The organism is Kribbella sp. NBC_01245, assembly GCF_036226525.1.
Taxonomy (GTDB): domain Bacteria; phylum Actinomycetota; class Actinomycetes; order Propionibacteriales; family Kribbellaceae; genus Kribbella.
This window is the reverse complement of record NZ_CP108487.1, coordinates 3,258,647-3,276,520: the sequence shown is the minus strand read 5'-3', so window position 1 is coordinate 3,276,520 and position 17,874 is coordinate 3,258,647. Positions and strand designations below refer to the sequence as shown.

The 17,874-nt window shown below is 67.8% G+C and carries 9 protein-coding genes; 8 read left to right on the top strand and 1 reads right to left on the bottom strand.

The features are described from left to right. The gene (locus OG394_RS14405) at positions 1-705 is read left to right on the top strand and encodes a VOC family protein (protein ID WP_328995845.1); all 705 of its coding nucleotides are present in this window, start codon (positions 1-3) and stop codon (positions 703-705) included. On the opposite strand, the gene OG394_RS14400 is transcribed toward OG394_RS14405, so the two are convergent. Further along, positions 684-2,033, bottom strand: coding sequence for an FAD-binding oxidoreductase (locus OG394_RS14400; RefSeq protein ID WP_328995844.1), 1,350 nt, complete (start codon positions 2,031-2,033; stop codon positions 684-686). The genes OG394_RS14405 and OG394_RS14400 overlap by 22 nt on opposite strands. 104 nt (positions 2,034-2,137) lie before the next feature. On the opposite strand from OG394_RS14400, the gene OG394_RS14395 reads away from it, so the two are divergent. The 7 genes from OG394_RS14395 to OG394_RS14365 all read left to right on the top strand — a co-directional run bounded on the left by OG394_RS14395 (position 2,138) and on the right by OG394_RS14365 (position 17,870). After that, positions 2,138-7,510, top strand: coding sequence for a non-ribosomal peptide synthetase (locus tag OG394_RS14395; protein ID WP_328995843.1), 5,373 nt, complete (start codon positions 2,138-2,140; stop codon positions 7,508-7,510). Next, positions 7,507-8,805 carry a salicylate synthase gene (locus OG394_RS14390; protein WP_328995842.1) on the top strand — a complete coding sequence of 433 codons (1,299 nt, stop codon included), beginning with the start codon at positions 7,507-7,509 and terminating at the stop codon, positions 8,803-8,805. The genes OG394_RS14395 and OG394_RS14390 overlap by 4 nt, the downstream gene beginning before the upstream one ends. Then, complete coding sequence (locus OG394_RS14385) at positions 8,805-10,592, top strand: ABC transporter ATP-binding protein (protein ID WP_328995841.1); 1,788 nt, start codon at positions 8,805-8,807, stop codon at positions 10,590-10,592. The genes OG394_RS14390 and OG394_RS14385 overlap by 1 nt, the downstream gene beginning before the upstream one ends. Beyond that, positions 10,589-12,334: an ABC transporter ATP-binding protein gene (locus OG394_RS14380; protein WP_328995840.1), complete on the top strand. Its 1,746-nt coding sequence runs from the start codon at positions 10,589-10,591 to the stop codon at positions 12,332-12,334. The genes OG394_RS14385 and OG394_RS14380 overlap by 4 nt, the downstream gene beginning before the upstream one ends. Then, positions 12,331-13,875: a (2,3-dihydroxybenzoyl)adenylate synthase gene (locus OG394_RS14375; RefSeq protein ID WP_328995839.1), complete on the top strand. Its 1,545-nt coding sequence runs from the start codon at positions 12,331-12,333 to the stop codon at positions 13,873-13,875. Before OG394_RS14380 ends, OG394_RS14375 begins: the two co-directional genes overlap by 4 nt. Positions 13,876-13,904: 29 nt before the next feature. Continuing rightward, on the top strand, positions 13,905-14,663 hold the full coding sequence (gene pcaD / locus OG394_RS14370; protein ID WP_328995838.1) for a 3-oxoadipate enol-lactonase: 759 nt from the start codon (positions 13,905-13,907) through the stop codon (positions 14,661-14,663). Between the two features lie 1,275 nt (positions 14,664-15,938). After that, positions 15,939-17,870 (top strand): TIGR03960 family B12-binding radical SAM protein, encoded by a 1,932-nt coding sequence (locus tag OG394_RS14365; protein WP_328995837.1) that lies wholly within the window; start codon positions 15,939-15,941, stop codon positions 17,868-17,870. Positions 17,871-17,874 lie beyond the last annotated feature (4 nt).

Genomic DNA, 17,874 nt, shown 5'->3' with positions numbered 1-17,874 from the left:
ATGCAAGGAGAATGTCTTGTGATGCTGCGGTGCAGCCATATTCTGTGCAAAGTCGATGATATTCAGACGGCGGTTTCCGATTACACCGAGCTGGGTTTCACGATGACCTGGGGGAGTCGTCCGGGCAAGGCGCACAACGCCCTGCTCTGGTTCGGTTCGGGCCCGTTCGTGGAGTTCTTCGAGCTGCCGTCCCGGGCCGCCGCGCTGCGCTGGCCGGTCGGCCTCTGCTTCGGCGCCGCCGCCGGTCGCCGCATTGCCGACTGGGCCCGTCCCGGTGAGGGCTGGCGGGATGTCGCGCTCGAGACCGACGACCTCGATCTCCGGGCCGCGCACACCGAGCTCAAGGCGTTGATGCCGGTCTCCCGGGTGATGAAAGGCCGTCGCACTCGCCCGGATGGCCAGGTCGTGCGTTACCAATTCCTCGCACCGGGGCCGGCCGAACTGCCGTTCGTGGTCTCGTCGTACGACCCGCCACAGCGGCCGCTGGACATCGTGCACGCGAACGGCGCCACCGGTATCGCGAAGGTTCACATGACCGTCGCCCCGGCCGACCGCGCGGCGTACGACGCCATGATCGCGGGCGACCCCTGGCTCCTGCCCGTGCCGGGGGAGCGCACGGGCGTGGTCGGGGTGGAGCTGGCCGGGACGACCGCTTCGCTCGACCCGGCCAAACTCCACGGCGCTCAGCTGGTCGGTGCGTCGTGAGGGTCGTGAAGCTGTACGCCGAAGCGGAACAGGTTGTCCGGATCCCACTCGCGTTTGACCGCGACGAGGCGCTCGTAGTTCTTGCCATAGGCAGCACGAGCCCACTCGGCCTCGGGATCGGGCAGCAGATTCACGTACGGCCCGAGGGTCACGTCTTGCAGCGCACGCCAACCCTGGCGCGCGGTCTCGACGTGCACCGGGTTGTCGGCCGCGCCGTACCACTGGGCGCAGATCTCGATGAACCACCGCGCCTCGCGATGCGCGAACGCCGTCTCCCCGGCAGGAGCGCGGCTGATCGCGCCACCGAGTGCGCCGAAGACGACCGAGTAGTTGGGCCCGGATCCCTGCCAGTGCTGGAGAATCCCGTCCAGCACGTCATCGCTGAGCGCGGGCAACAGCTCGCCCCGGTTGTACACGTGCTGCTCGGCGAAGTCCGGCGGCGACTGCAGCAAACCCTGGTACTCGACGTACGTCATCGGGCGCAGTCCGTTGAAGACCGGCGCCGGATCGGCCAGCAGCGGCGCGAGCACCTCGTCGGCCCGGGCGGGATCGCCGAACCAGGTCGGGATGAGCAGGGCGCCGCGCTCGTACTGCAGGTCGGCCGGGATGAACGGCAGCGGCGGCGCGGTCCAGGCGATCGCGATCAGCGAGGTCTCGTCCGGCGCGGTCTCGAGCCAGTCGCGCGCCTTACGCAGTGCGGCCGGTACGGCGTCGCGCGCGTGCACGAGCGGCCCGGCCACCACACCGCCGACCGGGTGCAGCCGGAACCCGAACGACGTCACCACGCCGAGCCCGGCGCCACCGCCACCACGCAGAGCCCAGAACAGCTCGGGGTGCGTGTCCGCGTCGACGCGGAGTTGCCGCCCGTCGGCCGTGACGAGCTCGGCGTGCACCAGGTTGTCGCTGGTCAGCCCGAACTGGCGGGAGAGATCGCCGACGCCCCCGCCGAGGGTGTGCCCGGCGATACCGACCCCGGTGTTGCGGGCCCCGGGCAGAGCCAGCATGAACCGGGCGGTACCGGCGTCGAACCGGCCCCAGGTAAGACCGGGCCCGGCCTCGGCGATACCGGTCGCGGCATTGATCCGGAGATGGTCGATCGGGCCGACGTCGAGCACCAGGCCGCCGTCGCAAGTGCCCCAGCCGGCCACATTCGCACCGCCGCCGCGGACCGCCACGCCGAGACATTCGTCCCGGGCGTAACCGAGGGCGGCGACCACCTCGTCAGGGGACGAGCACCGGGCCACCACAGCCGGACGCCGGTCGACCCGGGCATTGCGGACCCGCCGGGCCGCGTCATAACCGGCATCACCGGGAAATACCGCGCGCATGTCGTTTCCTCTCGTCGGCCGACGCCGCCGAGGAAATCACGCGGGCGGCGGATTTGCCAAGTTTCATCGACCAACGGAAATATCCAGCGTCTGGGGAGGATCGCGTGAGTACCGAGGAATTCATCGCGGAATTGCAGGGAATCGGCGTGCAACTCTGGGAAGAGGCCGGCCAGCTCCGTTTCCGTGGTCCCAAGGGGGCGATGACGCCGGAGCGGCTCGAGCAGTTGAAGGCTCGTAAGGCCGAGGTGCTGACTGCGCTCCAGGCCGCGCGCACCACCGTCGTACCGGCGCCTGCCGATCGGTTCGAGCCGTTCCCGCTGACGGATGTGCAGGGCGCGTATCTGCTCGGTCGCAACGACGCCTTCGGGTACGGCGGAGTCGCCTGCCACGTCTACCTCGAAGTCGGTTACGCCGAGCTCGATCCGGACCGGGTCGCGTTGGCCTGGAACCGTCTGATCGAGCGGCACGACATGCTCCGGGTCGTCGTCTCCGCGGACGGATATCAGCAAGTTCTCGAGACGGTCGATCCATTGGTCATCGGTGTAGGCGAAGACCTGGAGAGCGTGCGCGAGGACTTCGGGCATCGGATCTACGCGTCCGACCAGTGGCCGTTGTTCGGGCTGCACGTGACGCAGTTGGCCGATCGGGCCGTGCTGCATCTGTCGATGGACTTCCTGGTCGCCGATTGGGCCAGCCTTTGGATGTTGCTGGCCGAGTTCGAGACCCTGCACGCCGATCCGTCGGCCGCGCTCGCACCGATCGACCTGACCTTCCGCGACTACGTGCTGGCCGAGCGGCAGTTGCGGGAGAGCCCGCGCTATCAGCGGGATCGCGCCTATTGGTGGGACCGGATCGACTCGTTGCCGACGGCACCGGATCTGCCGGTCATCGAGCAGACCAACTCGTCGGCCGTTTTCAAGCGGCGGTTCCTCCGGCTCGACGCGGACCAGTGGGCCGCACTCGGCAGGCACGCGCAACGGCGTGACCTGACCCCGTCGTCGGTGGTGCTCTCGGCGTACGCCGCGGCGCTGGAGCGCTGGAGCCGGACGTCCGCCTTCACGCTCAACCTCACCGTGCTGAACCGGCTGCCGTTGCATCCGCAGGTCCAGGAGGTGATCGGCGACTTCACCTCCGTCAGCCTGCTGGAGATCGACCTGGCCGCGGGGAAGACGTTCGCCGATCGGGCCGGGGTCATCGGCTCGCGTTTGTACGACGACCTCGACCACCGGCTTTGCTCGGGCGTCGAGGTACTACGGGAGATGGCCCGGCGCCGGGGTCGGGAGGCCGCGTTGATGCCGATCGTCTTCACGAGCGCCATCGGCCTGGGTGGTGGTGTGGCCGGGCGCTTTGACGGGTTCGGTATTACGCAGACGCCGCAGGTGTTCATCGACTGCCAGGCGATGGACGACGCGGATGGGCTGCAGGTCAACTGGGATGTGCGTGAGGGTGTCTTCCCGCCCGGCCTGGTCGACGACATGTTCGCCACCTTCGAGAGCCTGCTCATCGACCTGGCCGCCGGGGACGACGCCTGGGAGTCGACCGAGGCGCTCGGCCTTCCGTCTTGGCAGGTCGGCGAACGAGTCGAGGCCAACAACACTGCCGGACCTCTGCCCGACGGACTCCTGCACCACGGCGTACTCGTGCAGGCTGCGCTGACCCCCGACGCGACGGCTCTAAAAACGAGTAGGACTGCTCTTACATACCGAGAGCTGGTGGACAAGGCCGCCGGGGTGGCCGACGCTCTGCGGCAGGCCGGTTGCGTGAAGGGCGATCACGTCGCCATCGTGATGGACCGAGGCGTCGAGCAGGTCTCCGCCGTACTCGGCACTTTGCTCGCTGGAGGCATCTATCTCCCTGTCGACACGTCACAGCCCGTCCTGCGCCGCGAGGCCATCCTGCGCGATGCCGGCGTACGGCATGTCCTGACGCAATCGTGGTTGGACATAGCGGACGCGATCGCTGTCGACCAATTGCCGGTGGCGCCTTTGCAGGACACACCAGGTGATCCCGACGATCCGGCGTACGTCATCTACACGTCCGGCTCGACCGGCAAACCCAAGGGCGTCGTACTCAGCCATCGAGCGGCCGCCAACACGATCGACGACGTCAACCGCCGCTTCGGCATCACCGCGGTCGACACGGTGCTCGGCCTGGCGAATCTCGGCTTCGACCTGTCCGTGTACGACATCTTCGGCCCGCTCGCCGTCGGCGGCACGCTGGTCATCCCGGACGCCGATCGCCGGGCCGACCCGTCGCACTGGGCCGAGCTGATCGCGGCACACGGCGTCACGGTGTGGAACTCCGTCCCGGCGCTGCTGCAGATGCTCTCGACGTACGCCGCGACCGAGCAGGCCGAGCTGTCGACGTTGCGCCTTGTCCTGTTGTCCGGCGACTGGATCCCGATCACGCTGCCGGACGAGATGATCGCCCGCATTCCCGGTCTCGAGATCATCGCGATGGGCGGCGCGACCGAGGCCGCCATCTGGTCGAACTACCACCGGTACCAGGGATTGCGGCCCGGCTGGAAGAGCATCCCGTACGGCGTACCCCTGACGAACCAGGGTTTCCGCGTGCTCGACCCCGCGGGCCGGGATTGCCCGGTGTGGGTGCCAGGTGAGCTGTACATCTCCGGCGCCGGTCTCGCGCAGGGCTACCTCGGCGACGACGAGACCACGGCGTACCGCTTCGTCACCGATCCGAATGGCGAGCGCCTTTACCGCACCGGCGACCTCGGCCGGTATCTGCCGGGTGGTGAGATCGAGTTCCTCGGCCGCGAGGACAACCAGGTCAAACTGCGCGGCCACCGGATCGAGCTGGGCGAGATCGAGGCGGCCCTGCTGGACCATCCGGCCGTCTCGGCCGCGGGCGTCGTCGTGGACGGCAACGGCGATGACCGCGGCCTGTTCGCCGCCGTCGAACCACGTCGTACGACGCCCGAGCCGCTCAACCTCGACCGCATGACCGCGATCGTGCGAACCGCCGCCGACCAGGCCATCGGCCCGGTCGATCCGGAGACGGTCGGCGCGTACACCGAGCACCTCGACCAGGCCGTCGGCGCCGAAATGCTCGCCGCCCTGCAAGGCCTGGGCCTTTTCAACGGCGCCACCAGCCACAGCGCCGACGACGTCGTGCGGACACAAGGGATCGACCCGCGCTTCCAGTGGCTCGTCCACCGCTGGCTCGCCGTACTCGTAGAACTCGGTCAGCTCGCACTTGAAGGCGGCCGCTATTCCAAGGCGAAGGATGTGGATGCCGAGGCGGCCTGGCAGGCGGCCGAGGCCGAGTGGGCGAAGGGACTCGGCGATCCGGAATTTCTCGCGTATCTCCGCAGCAACACCCGAGCGCTGCCCGGGTTGCTGGCCGGCGAGCAGGACCCGGTCGCGCTGCTGTTCCCCGAGGGCCGGTTCGATACGGCCGACTCGCTCTACCGGGGCAACGTCGCCGCGCAGTACCTGAACAAGGCCGTCAGCACGATGATGCACCGGATCGCGGCCATCTCGGACCGGCCCAGCCTCCGCATCCTCGAGGCCGGCGCGGGCACGGGCGGCACCACCCAGGGTGTCGTCGACGTGCTTCGCGGTTTCGACGTCGACTACCTCTTCACCGACGTGTCGCCGTTCTTCCTGCCACAGGCCCGCAGCCGGTACGGCGACCTGAGCTGGATCCGGTACGGCGTCTTCGACGTGGACGCGGAACACCGGGCCCAGGGCATCGCGCCGGGTTCGTTCGACGTCGTGCTCGCGGCAGGCGTACTGGAGAACGCGCGTGATATCGACGCGGCCCTGGCCAACCTCACCGACCTGCTCGCGCCCGGCGGTTGGCTGGTCATCACCGAGCCCACGCGCGAGCACCCGTGGATCCTCGCCTCGCAGGCGTTCATGATGACCGAGCCCGGCGACACGTTGCGGGCCGAGGGACCGTCGTACCTGGATCGCGACGGCTGGGTCGCGGCGTTGCGACGGGCCGGAGCGGACGAGGTCGTCTGCCTACCCGACGACGATCACGCCCTCGCCGCGCAGAACCTCCACCTCTTCGCGGCCCACTTCAAGACCGACCGCGCACGCGTCTCGGAGCAGGAACTTCTCGGCCACCTGGCCGAACGCCTGCCCGCCCATATGATCCCGTCCCACCTGCAGGTCGTGGACGCGCTGCCGCTCACCGGCAACGGCAAAGTCGACCGCCGAAAGCTCCAGACCTGGCGCCCGACCGCGACCGGTATCGACCGTGCCGCGGGCCAGGACGAGCCGCTGTCGGAACTCGAGTCGAAGCTGGCTGCTCTCTGGGCGTCGGCTCTGTCGGTCGGCCAAGTCGGCAGGACCGAGAGCTTCTTCGACCTCGGCGCCGATTCACTGATCATGGCCCGAATGGCCGGTCGGCTGCGCGAGGAGTTGCCCGAGGCAACGAGTATTCCGTTCGACACGTTGCTGAGGCAGTTGCTCAACGCACCGACTCTCGCGGCGCTGGCAGACTTCCTGAAGCCGGGACAGCTCGCGCCGCTTCAGCCCGGTAAGAAGGCCGAGGACAGCAACGCCGTACTGATCCCATTCGGTGGCGTGAGTGAAGGCCCGCTGCGGGTGATGTTCCACGCGGGCCTCGGCACGATGGAGTGCTACCGCCCGCTGGCCGCCGAGCTCGTCGCGCAGGATCGCGGCTCGCTGATCGGCATCGTCATCAACGACACCGAGGTCTTCTGCTCACACGATCCCGCCGTGGTGATCGAGACGGCCGCCGACGACTATGCGCGCCGGATCGTGGCAGAGGTCATTGCCGAGGGCCACCAACAGGTCCAGTTGATCGGCTACTGCCTGGGCGGCATGTACGCGCTCGAAGTCGCGAGAAGGCTTGCAGAGCAGGGGATCGACGTGGTCGACCTGGTGCTGGCGAGCAGTCATCCGGTCGCGTTCGACATCGGCGACGACCTGATGATCGAGACGGTCTTCGCGCCCAATATCGGGTTGTCCGCGGACCAGCTAGGGTTCGGCCCGGTCGATGGCGATGCGGCGGTTCGCGGGTTCATGCAGGCGATGGAGCGTAACGGCGGCCGGATGCCGGCGGGCTCGCTCCAGCAGGTCGGGGGAGACCCGGAACTGGACCAGGTCGCCGAGTTCTACCGCCGGATGGCCGCCTGTACGCCGGACGAGCGGTTCGCCCGGTACGCGCAGGCCGCGACCGAGATCGCCAACAAGCCGATGCCGCCCGAGATGGTGGCGGGTATGTTCCGGGTATTTCGCCAGAGCTTCCTATCGGCCCGGTTCACCCCGCCGTCGTACTTCGGTGACATCCGCTACTTGCGGCCCACCGAGGGCTCGGGTTTCGCGCCGGGCATGGACGAGATCACGCTCGGCTTCTGGCAGGACGTCTGCCTTGGCGACTTCACCGTGACCGATGTCGGCGGCAACCATTTCTCCTGCGTCACGCCACCACACGTGACGCGCTTGGCCTCCCTGATCGGCGAACCACTGGAGGTCCAAAAGTGACCACCTACAACGAAGAAGTCGTGCCCGGGCCGTTCGAACCACTCGACGCCGTCGCGGCTCTGATCGGCTCGGGCCTGTTCGGGCAGTACGTCGTGTACGAACGCGACCACTCGTGGTATTTCGCAGGGGATCCGCTGGCGGAGGTGACCGTCCATCCGTCCAGCGTGCGTTCCACCTTTACCGAGGCTGTCGAGTGGGCCGGTACGCCTTGGCAGGCGATCTCCGAGGTGCTCTCGAAAACCGGGGTGGAAGGCTGGAACGCCTTCGGCTGGGCGTGTTTCGAGGTGGCGAGCGATCCCACCCGGGATGGCGGCCAGCCGTTGGCACACCTGATGATCCCGGCCACGGAAATCCGGATCACGGCCGCCTCGGTCACGATCCGCCACGTCGAATCCGGTAAAGCGGCCGAGATCAGGGCAGCGCTCGCCACTGGCCGACGAAAGGCAGGACGCCCGCGGCCGATCGACGTACGGACCAGTGATGGCACGTACGAGAAGGCCGTCGCGTTGTCCGTCGCGGATATTCGGGCCGGACGGCTGGACAAGGTGATCCTGTCGCGAGTGGTGGAAGTCCCGTTCGCGGTGGACCTCTGCGCGACGTACGTCGAGGGGCGCGCGGGCAACACCCCGGCCAGGTCGTTCCTGCTCGACCTGGGTGCGTGGCGGGCGGCTGGGTTCAGCCCGGAGACGGTCGTCGAGGTTCAGCCGTGTGGTCTGGCGTCGACCCAGCCGTTGGCCGGAACTCGTGCGCTGACCGGTGATGCCGGGCTCGACGAGGAGCTGCGCACGGAGTTGTGCACGGATGCCAAGGAGGTGTTCGAGCACGCCACCTCGGTCAAGCTCGCGTTCGACGAGCTGGCCGGAGTCGGCGGTCGCTCGGCCACCCGGGTGAGCGAGTTCCTCACCGTCAAGGCGCGCGGCAGCGTGCAGCACCTGGCGTCGCGGGTCGAGACTTCGCTTCCGCCCGGCGTGACGAGTTGGTCGGCTCTCGGCGCGGTGTTTCCGGCCGTCACCGCTTCGGGGATTCCGAAGGCCGCGGCGTACCAGCTGATCAACGAGCTGGAGGACGAACGGCGCGGGCTCTACTCGGGCACCGTGCTGATGGCCGGTTCGGACGGCAGCCTCGACGCGGCATTGGTCCTGCGATCCGTCTACCAGCAAGGCGATCGCAGCTGGTTGCGCGCCGGGGCCGGCATCGTCGGCGACTCACGCCCGGACCGCGAGTTCGAGGAGACCTGCGAGAAGTTGGCCAGCGTCGCGCCGTACCTGATTCCTGTTAACGATGGAGCATCTTGATGAGTGGTAAGAGCGGTTTGGGTCAAGTCGCCGACCTGGTGCGGCTTGCCCCGGCGATCCGGCGCAGGCTTGGCATCGCGCTGTGGCTTTCCGGGCTGGGCAGCGTCAGCAGCGTGGTGGGCCTGGTCTGCGTCGCGTTCGCGGTCGGCACACTGGTCACCGGCACACCCGAGTTGACGCCGGTGCTTTGGTGGTCTGGTGGAGCGTTGCTCGGACTGGCGGGCGGGTTCGGTCTGCGGCTGACGTGCGAGCACCTCGCGCACGAGGCCAGTTTCGAGATCGAGGTGGTCTGGCGGCGGATGATCGCGGACGCGCTCGCGAAGATGCCGCTCGGCGAGGTGCAGCGGCTCGGGTCCGGCCGGATCAAGAAGATCATGCAGGACGACGTCCGCTCACTGCACAACGTGGTCGCCGACGCCCTCCCGTTCATCGGCTCGGGTGTCGCGCAACCGATCGCGGCCCTGGTCGCGCTGGGCGTGGTGCAGTGGAAGCTGCTGCTCGTCGTACTCCTGGTCGTCCCGATCGCAATGCTCTGCATGTCGTTGATGACGAAGGACTACAGCGAACAACGCAACAACTACAACCAGGCCAACGAGGACGTGAACGTCGCGCTGGTCGAGTTCGTCCAGGGCATGCCGGTGGTGCGGACGTTCGACGATGGCGGGGTCTCGTTCCGCCGGTTCTCCGACAAGGTGAACGTCTTCACCGAGGCGGTCGCGGCCTGGTCCGCCACGTCCCGCCCGTCCGGCGTACTGACCAAGTTGTTCATCGTGCCGTTGCCGACGTTGTTGCTGGTCGCGGCCGCGGGGGTGCCGATGCTGAACGCGGGCTGGGTCACCGTGCCCGAGTTGCTGGTCGCGTTGCTGATCGGCGCGATGCCGATCGAGGCGGTCTCGCCGTTGATGCACCTGACCAACTACATCAACGACTCGAAGGCCGGCGCTGTCCGTCTGAACGAGCTGTTGGCGATGCCGGCGATGCCCGAGCCTGCCGAGCCGCGCGAGCCCAAGGACTCGTCGGTCACCTTCGAGAACGTCACCTTCGGCTATTCCGACGATCGCGCGGTCCTGTCCGGGGTAAATCTCGATATCCCCGCCGGTTCGGTCTGCGCGCTCGTCGGTCCGTCCGGCGCGGGCAAGTCGACGGTCGCGCGGCTGATCCCGCGCTTCTACGACGTGACCAGCGGCTCGGTAAAGATCGGCGGGGTCGACGTCCGCGAGATCGGCTCCGAGAAGCTGCTGCAGAACGTTGCGTTGGTCTTCCAGGACCCGTTCCTGGTCCAGGGCACGATCGCCGAGAACATCCGGCTGGCCAAGCCCGACGCCACCGACGAGGAGGTGTACGCCGCTGCCGAGGCCGCCGCCGCGCACGAGTTCATCAAGGCGGAACTACCCGAGGGGTACGACACCCAGGTGGGCGAACGCGGCGGGCGCCTTTCCGGCGGTCAACGCCAGCGCATCACGATCGCGCGAGCCATCCTGTCCGGCGCACCTGTCGTCGTACTCGACGAGGCGACGGCCTTCGCCGATCCGGAGAACGAGGTGCTGATCCAGAACGCGATCGCTCGCTTAACTGCTGGTCGAACCGTGTTGATCATCGCGCACCGGTTGTCCACCATCGTCGACGTCGACCAGATCGTCGTGATCGATGACGGCGGTGTCGCCGAACGCGGCACGCACGCCGACCTGGTCGCCGCCGGTGGCCGGTACGCCGCGTTGTGGGCGCGACACGTTCAGGCATCCCGCTGGGGCTTGTCCGGACACCTTGCTGAGGAGACGATTCGATGAGGCGCATCCTGCGTTTGATGTTCGTTGCCGCAGGCCCCTATGCGGCCGAGCTGCGCCGTACGCTGCGGTATTCGGCCGCGGCGACGGCCACCCAGGCAGCGGCATACGTGGTGTTCATCCCGTTGCTGGCCGAGCTCGCCCGCGACCCGATCGATGTCGGTCGCGCCTGGCTGTGGGTCGGCATCCTGGCCGTGCTGGTCGCGCTCGAGGGCTTCCTGCGGGTGGGCGAGATGGCGTTCAGCTTCGACACTTGGCCGTACGTCACGAAGGACACGCGCTTGCGGCTCGGCGCGAAGTTGCGCTCGATGCCGCAGCAGGAGCTCGGTCGCCGCGCTGCGGGTGATCTCGCCACCGTGGTCGGCAACAACGCGACCAGTGCGGCGACGGCGATCGCGTTGCTGGCGACGTTGTTCATCCAGATCATCGCCGTACCGGCCGTCATCGGCGTGGTCATCCTGGCCGTCGACTGGCGGCTCGGTCTGGTGCTCGCGATCGCGGTGCTGCTGGCGGTGCCGTTGATCCGGCGGATCCAGCGGCTGTCGAACGCCGGCTTCCGCTCGGTGGACGAGGCTGACGCGGACGCGGCGAACCGCATCGTCGAGTACGTCCAAGGTCTGCCAGTCTTCAAAGCCACCGGTCAGGCCGGCGCCGATTCGCCTCGCCTGGTCGAGGTGCTGACGCATCAGCAGCACGCGCAGTCGAAGGCCAATCGCTCGGCGTCTTTGCCGGTCGCGCTGACCCAGTTGCTGGTCCAGTTGGCGATCGTCGGTCTGGTCGTCGTTGGCGCGGCCCTCGTCGTCGACGCCCGGCTGACCGTGCCGTTGCTGGTCGCCATCGTGGTCGCGGCCGCGCGTTTTGCCGAACCGCTGGCGCTCGCGTCGGTGATGGTGAAGCTGTTCGAGATGTCCGAGGCCGCGTTGAGCCGGGTGGGCGATCTGCTCGCCACTTCACCGATGCCGGTACGTCCGGGTGGTCGTACGCCGACGTCGTTCGAGGTGCGGTTCGACGACGTGACGTTTGCGTACGACGGTGCTTCCGAGCCGTTGCTGCGCGGGGTCAATCTGGTCGTGCCCGAGCGAAGTCTGACCGCTCTGGTCGGGCCGTCCGGCTCGGGGAAAACCACGCTCACCAAGCTGATCAGCCGCTTCGCCGACCCGTCGAGTGGCGTCGTCAGCCTCGGTGGTGTCGACTTGGCGACGTTGGAACCGGGGGAGCTGCTCCGGCATATCGCCGTCGTCTTCCAGGACGTCTATCTCTTCGACGACACCATTCGCGCGAACATCGCGATGGGCCGTCCGGACGCGACCGACGCCGAGATCGAGGCGGCCGCGCGCTCAGCCAACGTGCACACCTTCGTCGAGCGCCTGCCTCGCGGGTATGACACTCGCGTTGGCGAGATCGGCTCGGCCTTGTCCGGCGGCGAGCGCCAGCGGATCTCGATCGCGCGCGCCATTCTGAAGGACGCGCCAGTCGTGTTGCTGGACGAGCCGACGGCCGCGCTCGATACCGAGTCGGAGGTCGTCGTCCAGGAGGCGATCGACCACTTGGTACGCGGGAAGACCGTCGTGGTGATCGCGCACCGCCTGTCGACCGTCGTGGGCGCGGACCAGATCGCCGTGATCGAGGACGGCGTCGTCGCCCAGCTCGGCCGCCACTCCGACCTACTGGCCGACGCCGACGGCCGGTACGCCCGGATGTGGTCCGCCCAGCTCGCCGCGCGCAGTTGGCACGTGCCGTCATGACCGCCTTCACGCCTTGGCCCTTGGAACTCGCCGAGCTCTATCGGTCCTGCGGTTACTGGACCGGTACGACGTTGGGCTCTCTGCTGCGCGGGCGCGGTGCCGGGTTGGCGCTGGTCGCGGGTGACGTACGGCTGACGTACGACGACTTGGACGTGCGGGTTGATCGGTTGGCCGCGGGATTGCTCAGCCTCGGGATCAGCGCGGGCGATCGGGTCGTCGTACAGCTGGGGAACTCGCGAGGATTCGTCGAGCTGAGCTTCGCGTTGTTCCGTCTTGGCGCGTTGCCGGTTTACGCCTTGCCGGCGCATCGGGAGCACGAGATCGCGTATCTCTGCTCGTCTACCGGCGCTGTCGCTTACGCGATTCCTGACGTGGTGGTGGGGTTCGACTATCGGTCGTTGGCGCGATCGGTTGAGGTGGGGCTCGTTTTGGTCGAGGGGGAGGCGGAGGAGTTCGTGTCGCTCGCCTCGGTGGACGCTCCGCCGGTGGAGCTGCCGCCGGTCGACCCGTCGTCGGTCGCGTTGTACCTGCTTTCGGGCGGTACGACGGGGACGCCGAAGCTCATTCCGCGTACGCATGACGACTACTGCTACAACGCTCGCGCCAGTGCGGAGGTGTGCGAGGTGGGGGCTGACACGGTTTATCTCGCGGCGTTGCCGGCTGGGCACAACTTCCCGCTGGCCTGTCCGGGCATTCTCGGCACCTTCACGGTTGGGGGCACGGTCGTGATGGCGGCCAGCCCGAGCCCGGACGAGGCGTTCGCGTTGATCGAGCGGGAGGGCGTCACGCATACGGCGGTGGTGCCGACCGTGGCACTGCTGTGGGCCGAGGCGCGGGACTGGCAGACCGAGGACCTCAGCAGTCTGCGGTTGCTCCAGGTCGGTGGTGCCAAGCTCGGGGAGACGCAGGCGAAGGCGTTGCGGGCGGCTCTCGACGTACCGCTGCAGCAGGTCTTCGGGATGGCGGAAGGGCTGCTCAACTACACCCGCCTGGACGATCCGTTGTCGGTGGTCGACACGACTCAGGGGTTGCCGTTATCGCCGCATGACGAGATCCGGATCTTGGACGCAACTGGTCGAGAGGCTGACGCGGGCGAGTTGTATACGCGTGGGCCGTACACGATCCGTGGCTACTACAACGCCGACGCCCATAACGCTGTGGCCTTCACGCTGGACGGGTTCTACCGGTCGGGCGACCTGGTTCGGCGAATGCCGAGTGGGCATCTGGTGGTGGAGGGCCGGGTGAAGGAGGTCATCAACCGGGGTGGCGACAAGGTCTCGGCCTCGGAGGTTGAGGATCATCTGCGCTCCCATCCCGCGATCGTCTCGGTCGCGGTGATCCCGTTGCCGCACGAATTGCTGGGGGAGCAGACGTGTGCATGCATCGTCGGGTCTGCGTCTGCCAAGGAGTTGGCGTCGTACCTGCGAGAGCGAGGCGTGGCGGCGTACAAGTTCCCGGACCAGGTCGCGACGTTCGACCGGTTGCCGGTGACACCCATCGGGAAGATCGACAAATTGGAGCTGGTGCGGCGCTTGTCCTGATTGTCGGTTGTCCTGATTAAGGTGGCGGTATGGCTTTGAACTATCTGGCGACCGGTCCCGCGAATGCTCCCGTCGTCCTCCTCGGCTCGGCCCTGGGGACGACCCACCTGCTTTGGCAAGCCCAGGTGGACGCCTTGGCGGGCCGGTTCCGGGTAGTCGCGTTCGACCACCTCGGCCACGGCGCCTCGCCGGTACCACACGGGCCGTACTCGATGGCAGACCTAGGCCGTGAGGTCCTCGCGCTACTCGACCACCTCGGCGTCGAGCAGGCGTCGTACGCCGGTATCTCCATCGGCGGCATGGTCGGCCTCTGGCTCGCGGAGAACGCGCCCGAACGCTTCAAGTCCTTCGCCATCCTCTGCGCGCCCGCCCTCCCCGGCGGCGGCCCCCAGATGTGGACCGACCGGGCCGACCTCGTACGCCGCGAGGGCGCGCAGGCCGTCGCCGACGCCGCCATCGGCCGCTGGTTCCTCCCGGCCTTCGCAACCGCCAACCCGGGTCTGGTGGCCGCTGTCCGCCACCAGGTCGTCAACACCCCCGCCGAAGGCTACGCCGCCTGCAGCGAGGCCATCCGCGACATGGACCTCACCGGGGGGCTCGCCTCAATCGACGTCCCGACCCTCCTGATCGCGGCAGACCAAGACGAGTCCGTCCCCGTCGACGCGGTCCGCGCGGTAGCCGACCAAATCCCCGGCGCCAAGTTCGAACTCATCGAAAACTCCGCCCACTTGGTCAACCTCGCTCACCCCGAGCACGTAACCACCCTGCTGGCCCACCACCTCCGCTAGGGCTCGGTGGTGTTGGTTTCACCCGTCCCCTGAGTTCTTGCGAAGTGTCTGGTGGACCCGGTCCGCGTCAAGGGTTTCATCACCTGACGGTGACGCTGACGCGCCCTTGACCCGGCCCGGGTCCACCAAGTGCGGCGGGCTATCTCAGGGGACGGGTGAGGTATGACCGGGTCGGACGTCTCCCGCCCGCTCCCGCCCCAACCTTCGCCGCACGCTGCTGCCGCAGCCTTCGCCAAGCGCTGCCGCCCCTGGCCACTCGCATGTGGTGCCGGGTGGGCCTTTGCCGACCGCTGCCGCTACTGGCCATTCGTCCGTGCTGCCGCGAGGGCTCTGCCGCGAGTGGTCGGGTCTGGTCATTCGTAGGTGCTTGGCGAGGGGCTTTGCCGCGAGTGGTCGCGTTTGATCGGTCGGCTTGTGGCTGCGCCGCGGCTCATCGGCTCATCGAGTCGTGGGTTTTGGCGGCCGGCAAGCCCTTCCCGCCACCACAACCCACGACTCGACGCACCTTGAAGCCCCAGCGGTCCTCTTTGTGAGCCCACCGGACATTTTCAGGACCGAAAACGTCCAGCAGACTCACAAAGACGACGTCCAGCCCCAAACCGACGTCTCGACGGCCCTTGCAGGCCGCGCGCGCATCTTCCTGAGCGGACCGGACGTTTTGCGGCCCTGAAAACGTCCAGTCCGCTCGGGAAGCGCGCCGAATTCGTGCGTTATCCCCGCAGGTCCTGGGTTCCGGGCCGTATATTCGGCACGCGAAACCAGGAGTTGGCGCGCGAACCCCTCCACGTCCGGTCCGCGGGACGGCTAGCCCGGTGCACGCACGGGCGTCGACGCGACGGGAGACGTCTAGCCCGGTCATACCTCACCCGTCCCCTGAGATAGCCCGCCGCACTTGGTGGACCCGGGTCGGGTCAAGGGCGCGCATGCGTCGGCGTCAGCCGATGGAACCCTTGACGCGGCCCGGGTCCACCAGACACTTCGCAAGAACTCAGGGGACGGGTGAAACCAACACAACCCGGCCGAAAGTCCGTACCTCGCAGGCGATTAGCGTTGATTCGTCCGAATCCGCCCGCCCACGTTGTCGTACATCTGACCCGCCGCGGCAAAGGGCGAGCGGATACAGACGAATCAACGCAAGGGGATGGACGCGGGCGAGTCAACGCCAGGAAGGGGACCTGGCCCACCTCAGCCCGAGCGTGAGGTGGGTGGTAATAGGGGGTGGGGGAGGGGGTTAGGCTTGAGGGGTTCTGTTGCCTGGGTGGAAGTTCCTCTTTGATGACTGTTGAATCTCTGTTCGCTCGCCTGGAGCCGCTGCTGCCGACTGTGCAGAAGCCGATCCAGTACGTCGGCGGTGAGCTCAACTCGGTCAGTAAGGACTGGGACGCCGCCACCGTGCGCTGGGCCCTGATGTACCCGGACGCCTACGAGGTCGGTCTGCCGAACCAGGGCGTCCAGATCCTGTACGAAGTGCTGAACGAGCGCGACTGGATCCTCGCCGAGCGGACCTACGCGGTCTGGCCGGACATGGAGAAGGTTCTCCGCGACAACGAGATCCCGCAGTTCACGCTGGACAGCCACCGCCCGGTGCGCGCGTTCGACGTGTTCGGCATCTCGTTCTCCACCGAGCTCGGGTATACGAACATGCTGACCGCGCTCGACCTGGCCGGCATCCCGCTGTACGCCGTGGACCGGGGCGACGATGACCCCATCGTGCTCACGGGCGGTCACTCCGCGTTCAACCCCGAGCCGATCGCCGACTTCATCGACGCGGCCGTGCTCGGTGACGGCGAAGAGATCGTGCTCGCCATCTCGGAGGTCATCCGGGAGTGGAAGGACGAGGGCAGTCCCGGTGGGCGTGACGAGCTGCTGATGCGCCTCGCGGCCTCGGGCGGCGTGTACGTACCGAAGTTCTTCACCGTCGAGTACATGGCCGACGGCCGGATCAAGCGCGTCGCGCCGAACCGCCCGGGTGTGCCGTGGCGGACCGCGAAGCACACCGTGATGGACCTCGACGCCTGGCCGTACCCGCGCAAGCCGCTGGTGCCGCTGGCCGAGACCGTGCACGAGCGGTATTCGGTCGAGATCTTCCGGGGTTGTACGCGCGGCTGCCGGTTCTGCCAGGCGGGCATGATCACCCGGCCGGTGCGCGAGCGCAGTATCACCACGATCGGCGACATGATCGAGAACGGGCTCAAGCAGTCCGGTTTCGAGGAGGTCGGCCTGCTCTCGCTGTCCAGCGCCGACCACTCCGAGATCGCGGAGGTGGCCAAGGGCCTCGGCGATCGGTATGAGGGCAGCAACGTGTCGCTGTCGTTGCCGTCTACCCGTGTAGACGCCTTCAACATCACGCTGGCCAACGAGTTCTCCCGCAACGGCCGGCGGTCGGGTCTGACGTTCGCGCCTGAGGGCGGTTCGGACCGGATGCGCAAGGTGATCAATAAGATGGTCACCGAGGACGACCTGATCAACACGGTCGCGGCGGCGTACAGCCACGGCTGGCGCCAGGTGAAGCTGTACTTCATGTGCGGTCTGCCCACCGAGACCGACGAGGACGTGCTGGCCATCGCCGATCTCGCCAAGCGCGTGATCCAGACCGGCCGCGAGGTCTCCGGCCGCCGCGATATCCGTTGCACGGTGTCGATCGGCGGGTTCGTGCCGAAGCCGCACACGCCGTTCCAATGGGCCTCGCAGCTCGACGCCGAGGGCACCGACGCGCGCCTCGCGAAACTGCGTGACGCGTTGCGCAGCGAGAAGCAGTACGCCAAGGCGATCGGCTTCCGGTACCACGACGGCAAGCCCGGCATCATCGAGGGACTGCTGTCGCGAGGCGACCGCCGGGTCGGCCGCGTGATCGAGCAGGTCTGGCGCGACGGCGGCCGGTTCGACGGCTGGAGCGAGCACTTCTCGTACGACAAGTGGGTCGCCGCCACCGAGACCGCGCTGGCCGACGAGCCCGTCGACCTCGCTTGGTACACGACTCGCGAGCGGGAGTACGCCGAGGTCCTGCCCTGGGATCACCTGGACTCGGGCCTCGACCGCGACTGGCTCTGGGAAGACTGGCAGGACGCCCTCGAGCCCGACGGCGGTATCGAGGTCGAGGACTGCCGCTGGACCCCGTGCTTCGACTGCGGCGTCTGCCCGCAGATGGGCACGGAGATCCAGATCGGCCCGACCGGCAAGAAACTCCTGCCACTCTCCGTCGTCTAGCGCG

Excerpts from the sequence above, each read along its gene's own strand:
- OG394_RS14400 (WP_328995844.1), bottom strand. The coding sequence starts at position 2,033 with ATGCGCGCGGTATTTCCCGGTGATGCCGGTTATGACGCGGCCCGGCGG.
- OG394_RS14380 (WP_328995840.1), top strand. The coding sequence starts at position 10,589 with ATGAGGCGCATCCTGCGTTTGATGTTCGTTGCCGCAGGCCCCTATGCG.
- OG394_RS14385 (WP_328995841.1), top strand. The coding sequence starts at position 8,805 with ATGAGTGGTAAGAGCGGTTTGGGTCAAGTCGCCGACCTGGTGCGGCTT.
- pcaD (WP_328995838.1), top strand. The coding sequence starts at position 13,905 with ATGGCTTTGAACTATCTGGCGACCGGTCCCGCGAATGCTCCCGTCGTC.
- OG394_RS14375 (WP_328995839.1), top strand. The coding sequence starts at position 12,331 with ATGACCGCCTTCACGCCTTGGCCCTTGGAACTCGCCGAGCTCTATCGG.
- OG394_RS14405 (WP_328995845.1), top strand. The coding sequence starts at position 1 with ATGCAAGGAGAATGTCTTGTGATGCTGCGGTGCAGCCATATTCTGTGC.
- OG394_RS14365 (WP_328995837.1), top strand. The coding sequence starts at position 15,939 with ATGACTGTTGAATCTCTGTTCGCTCGCCTGGAGCCGCTGCTGCCGACT.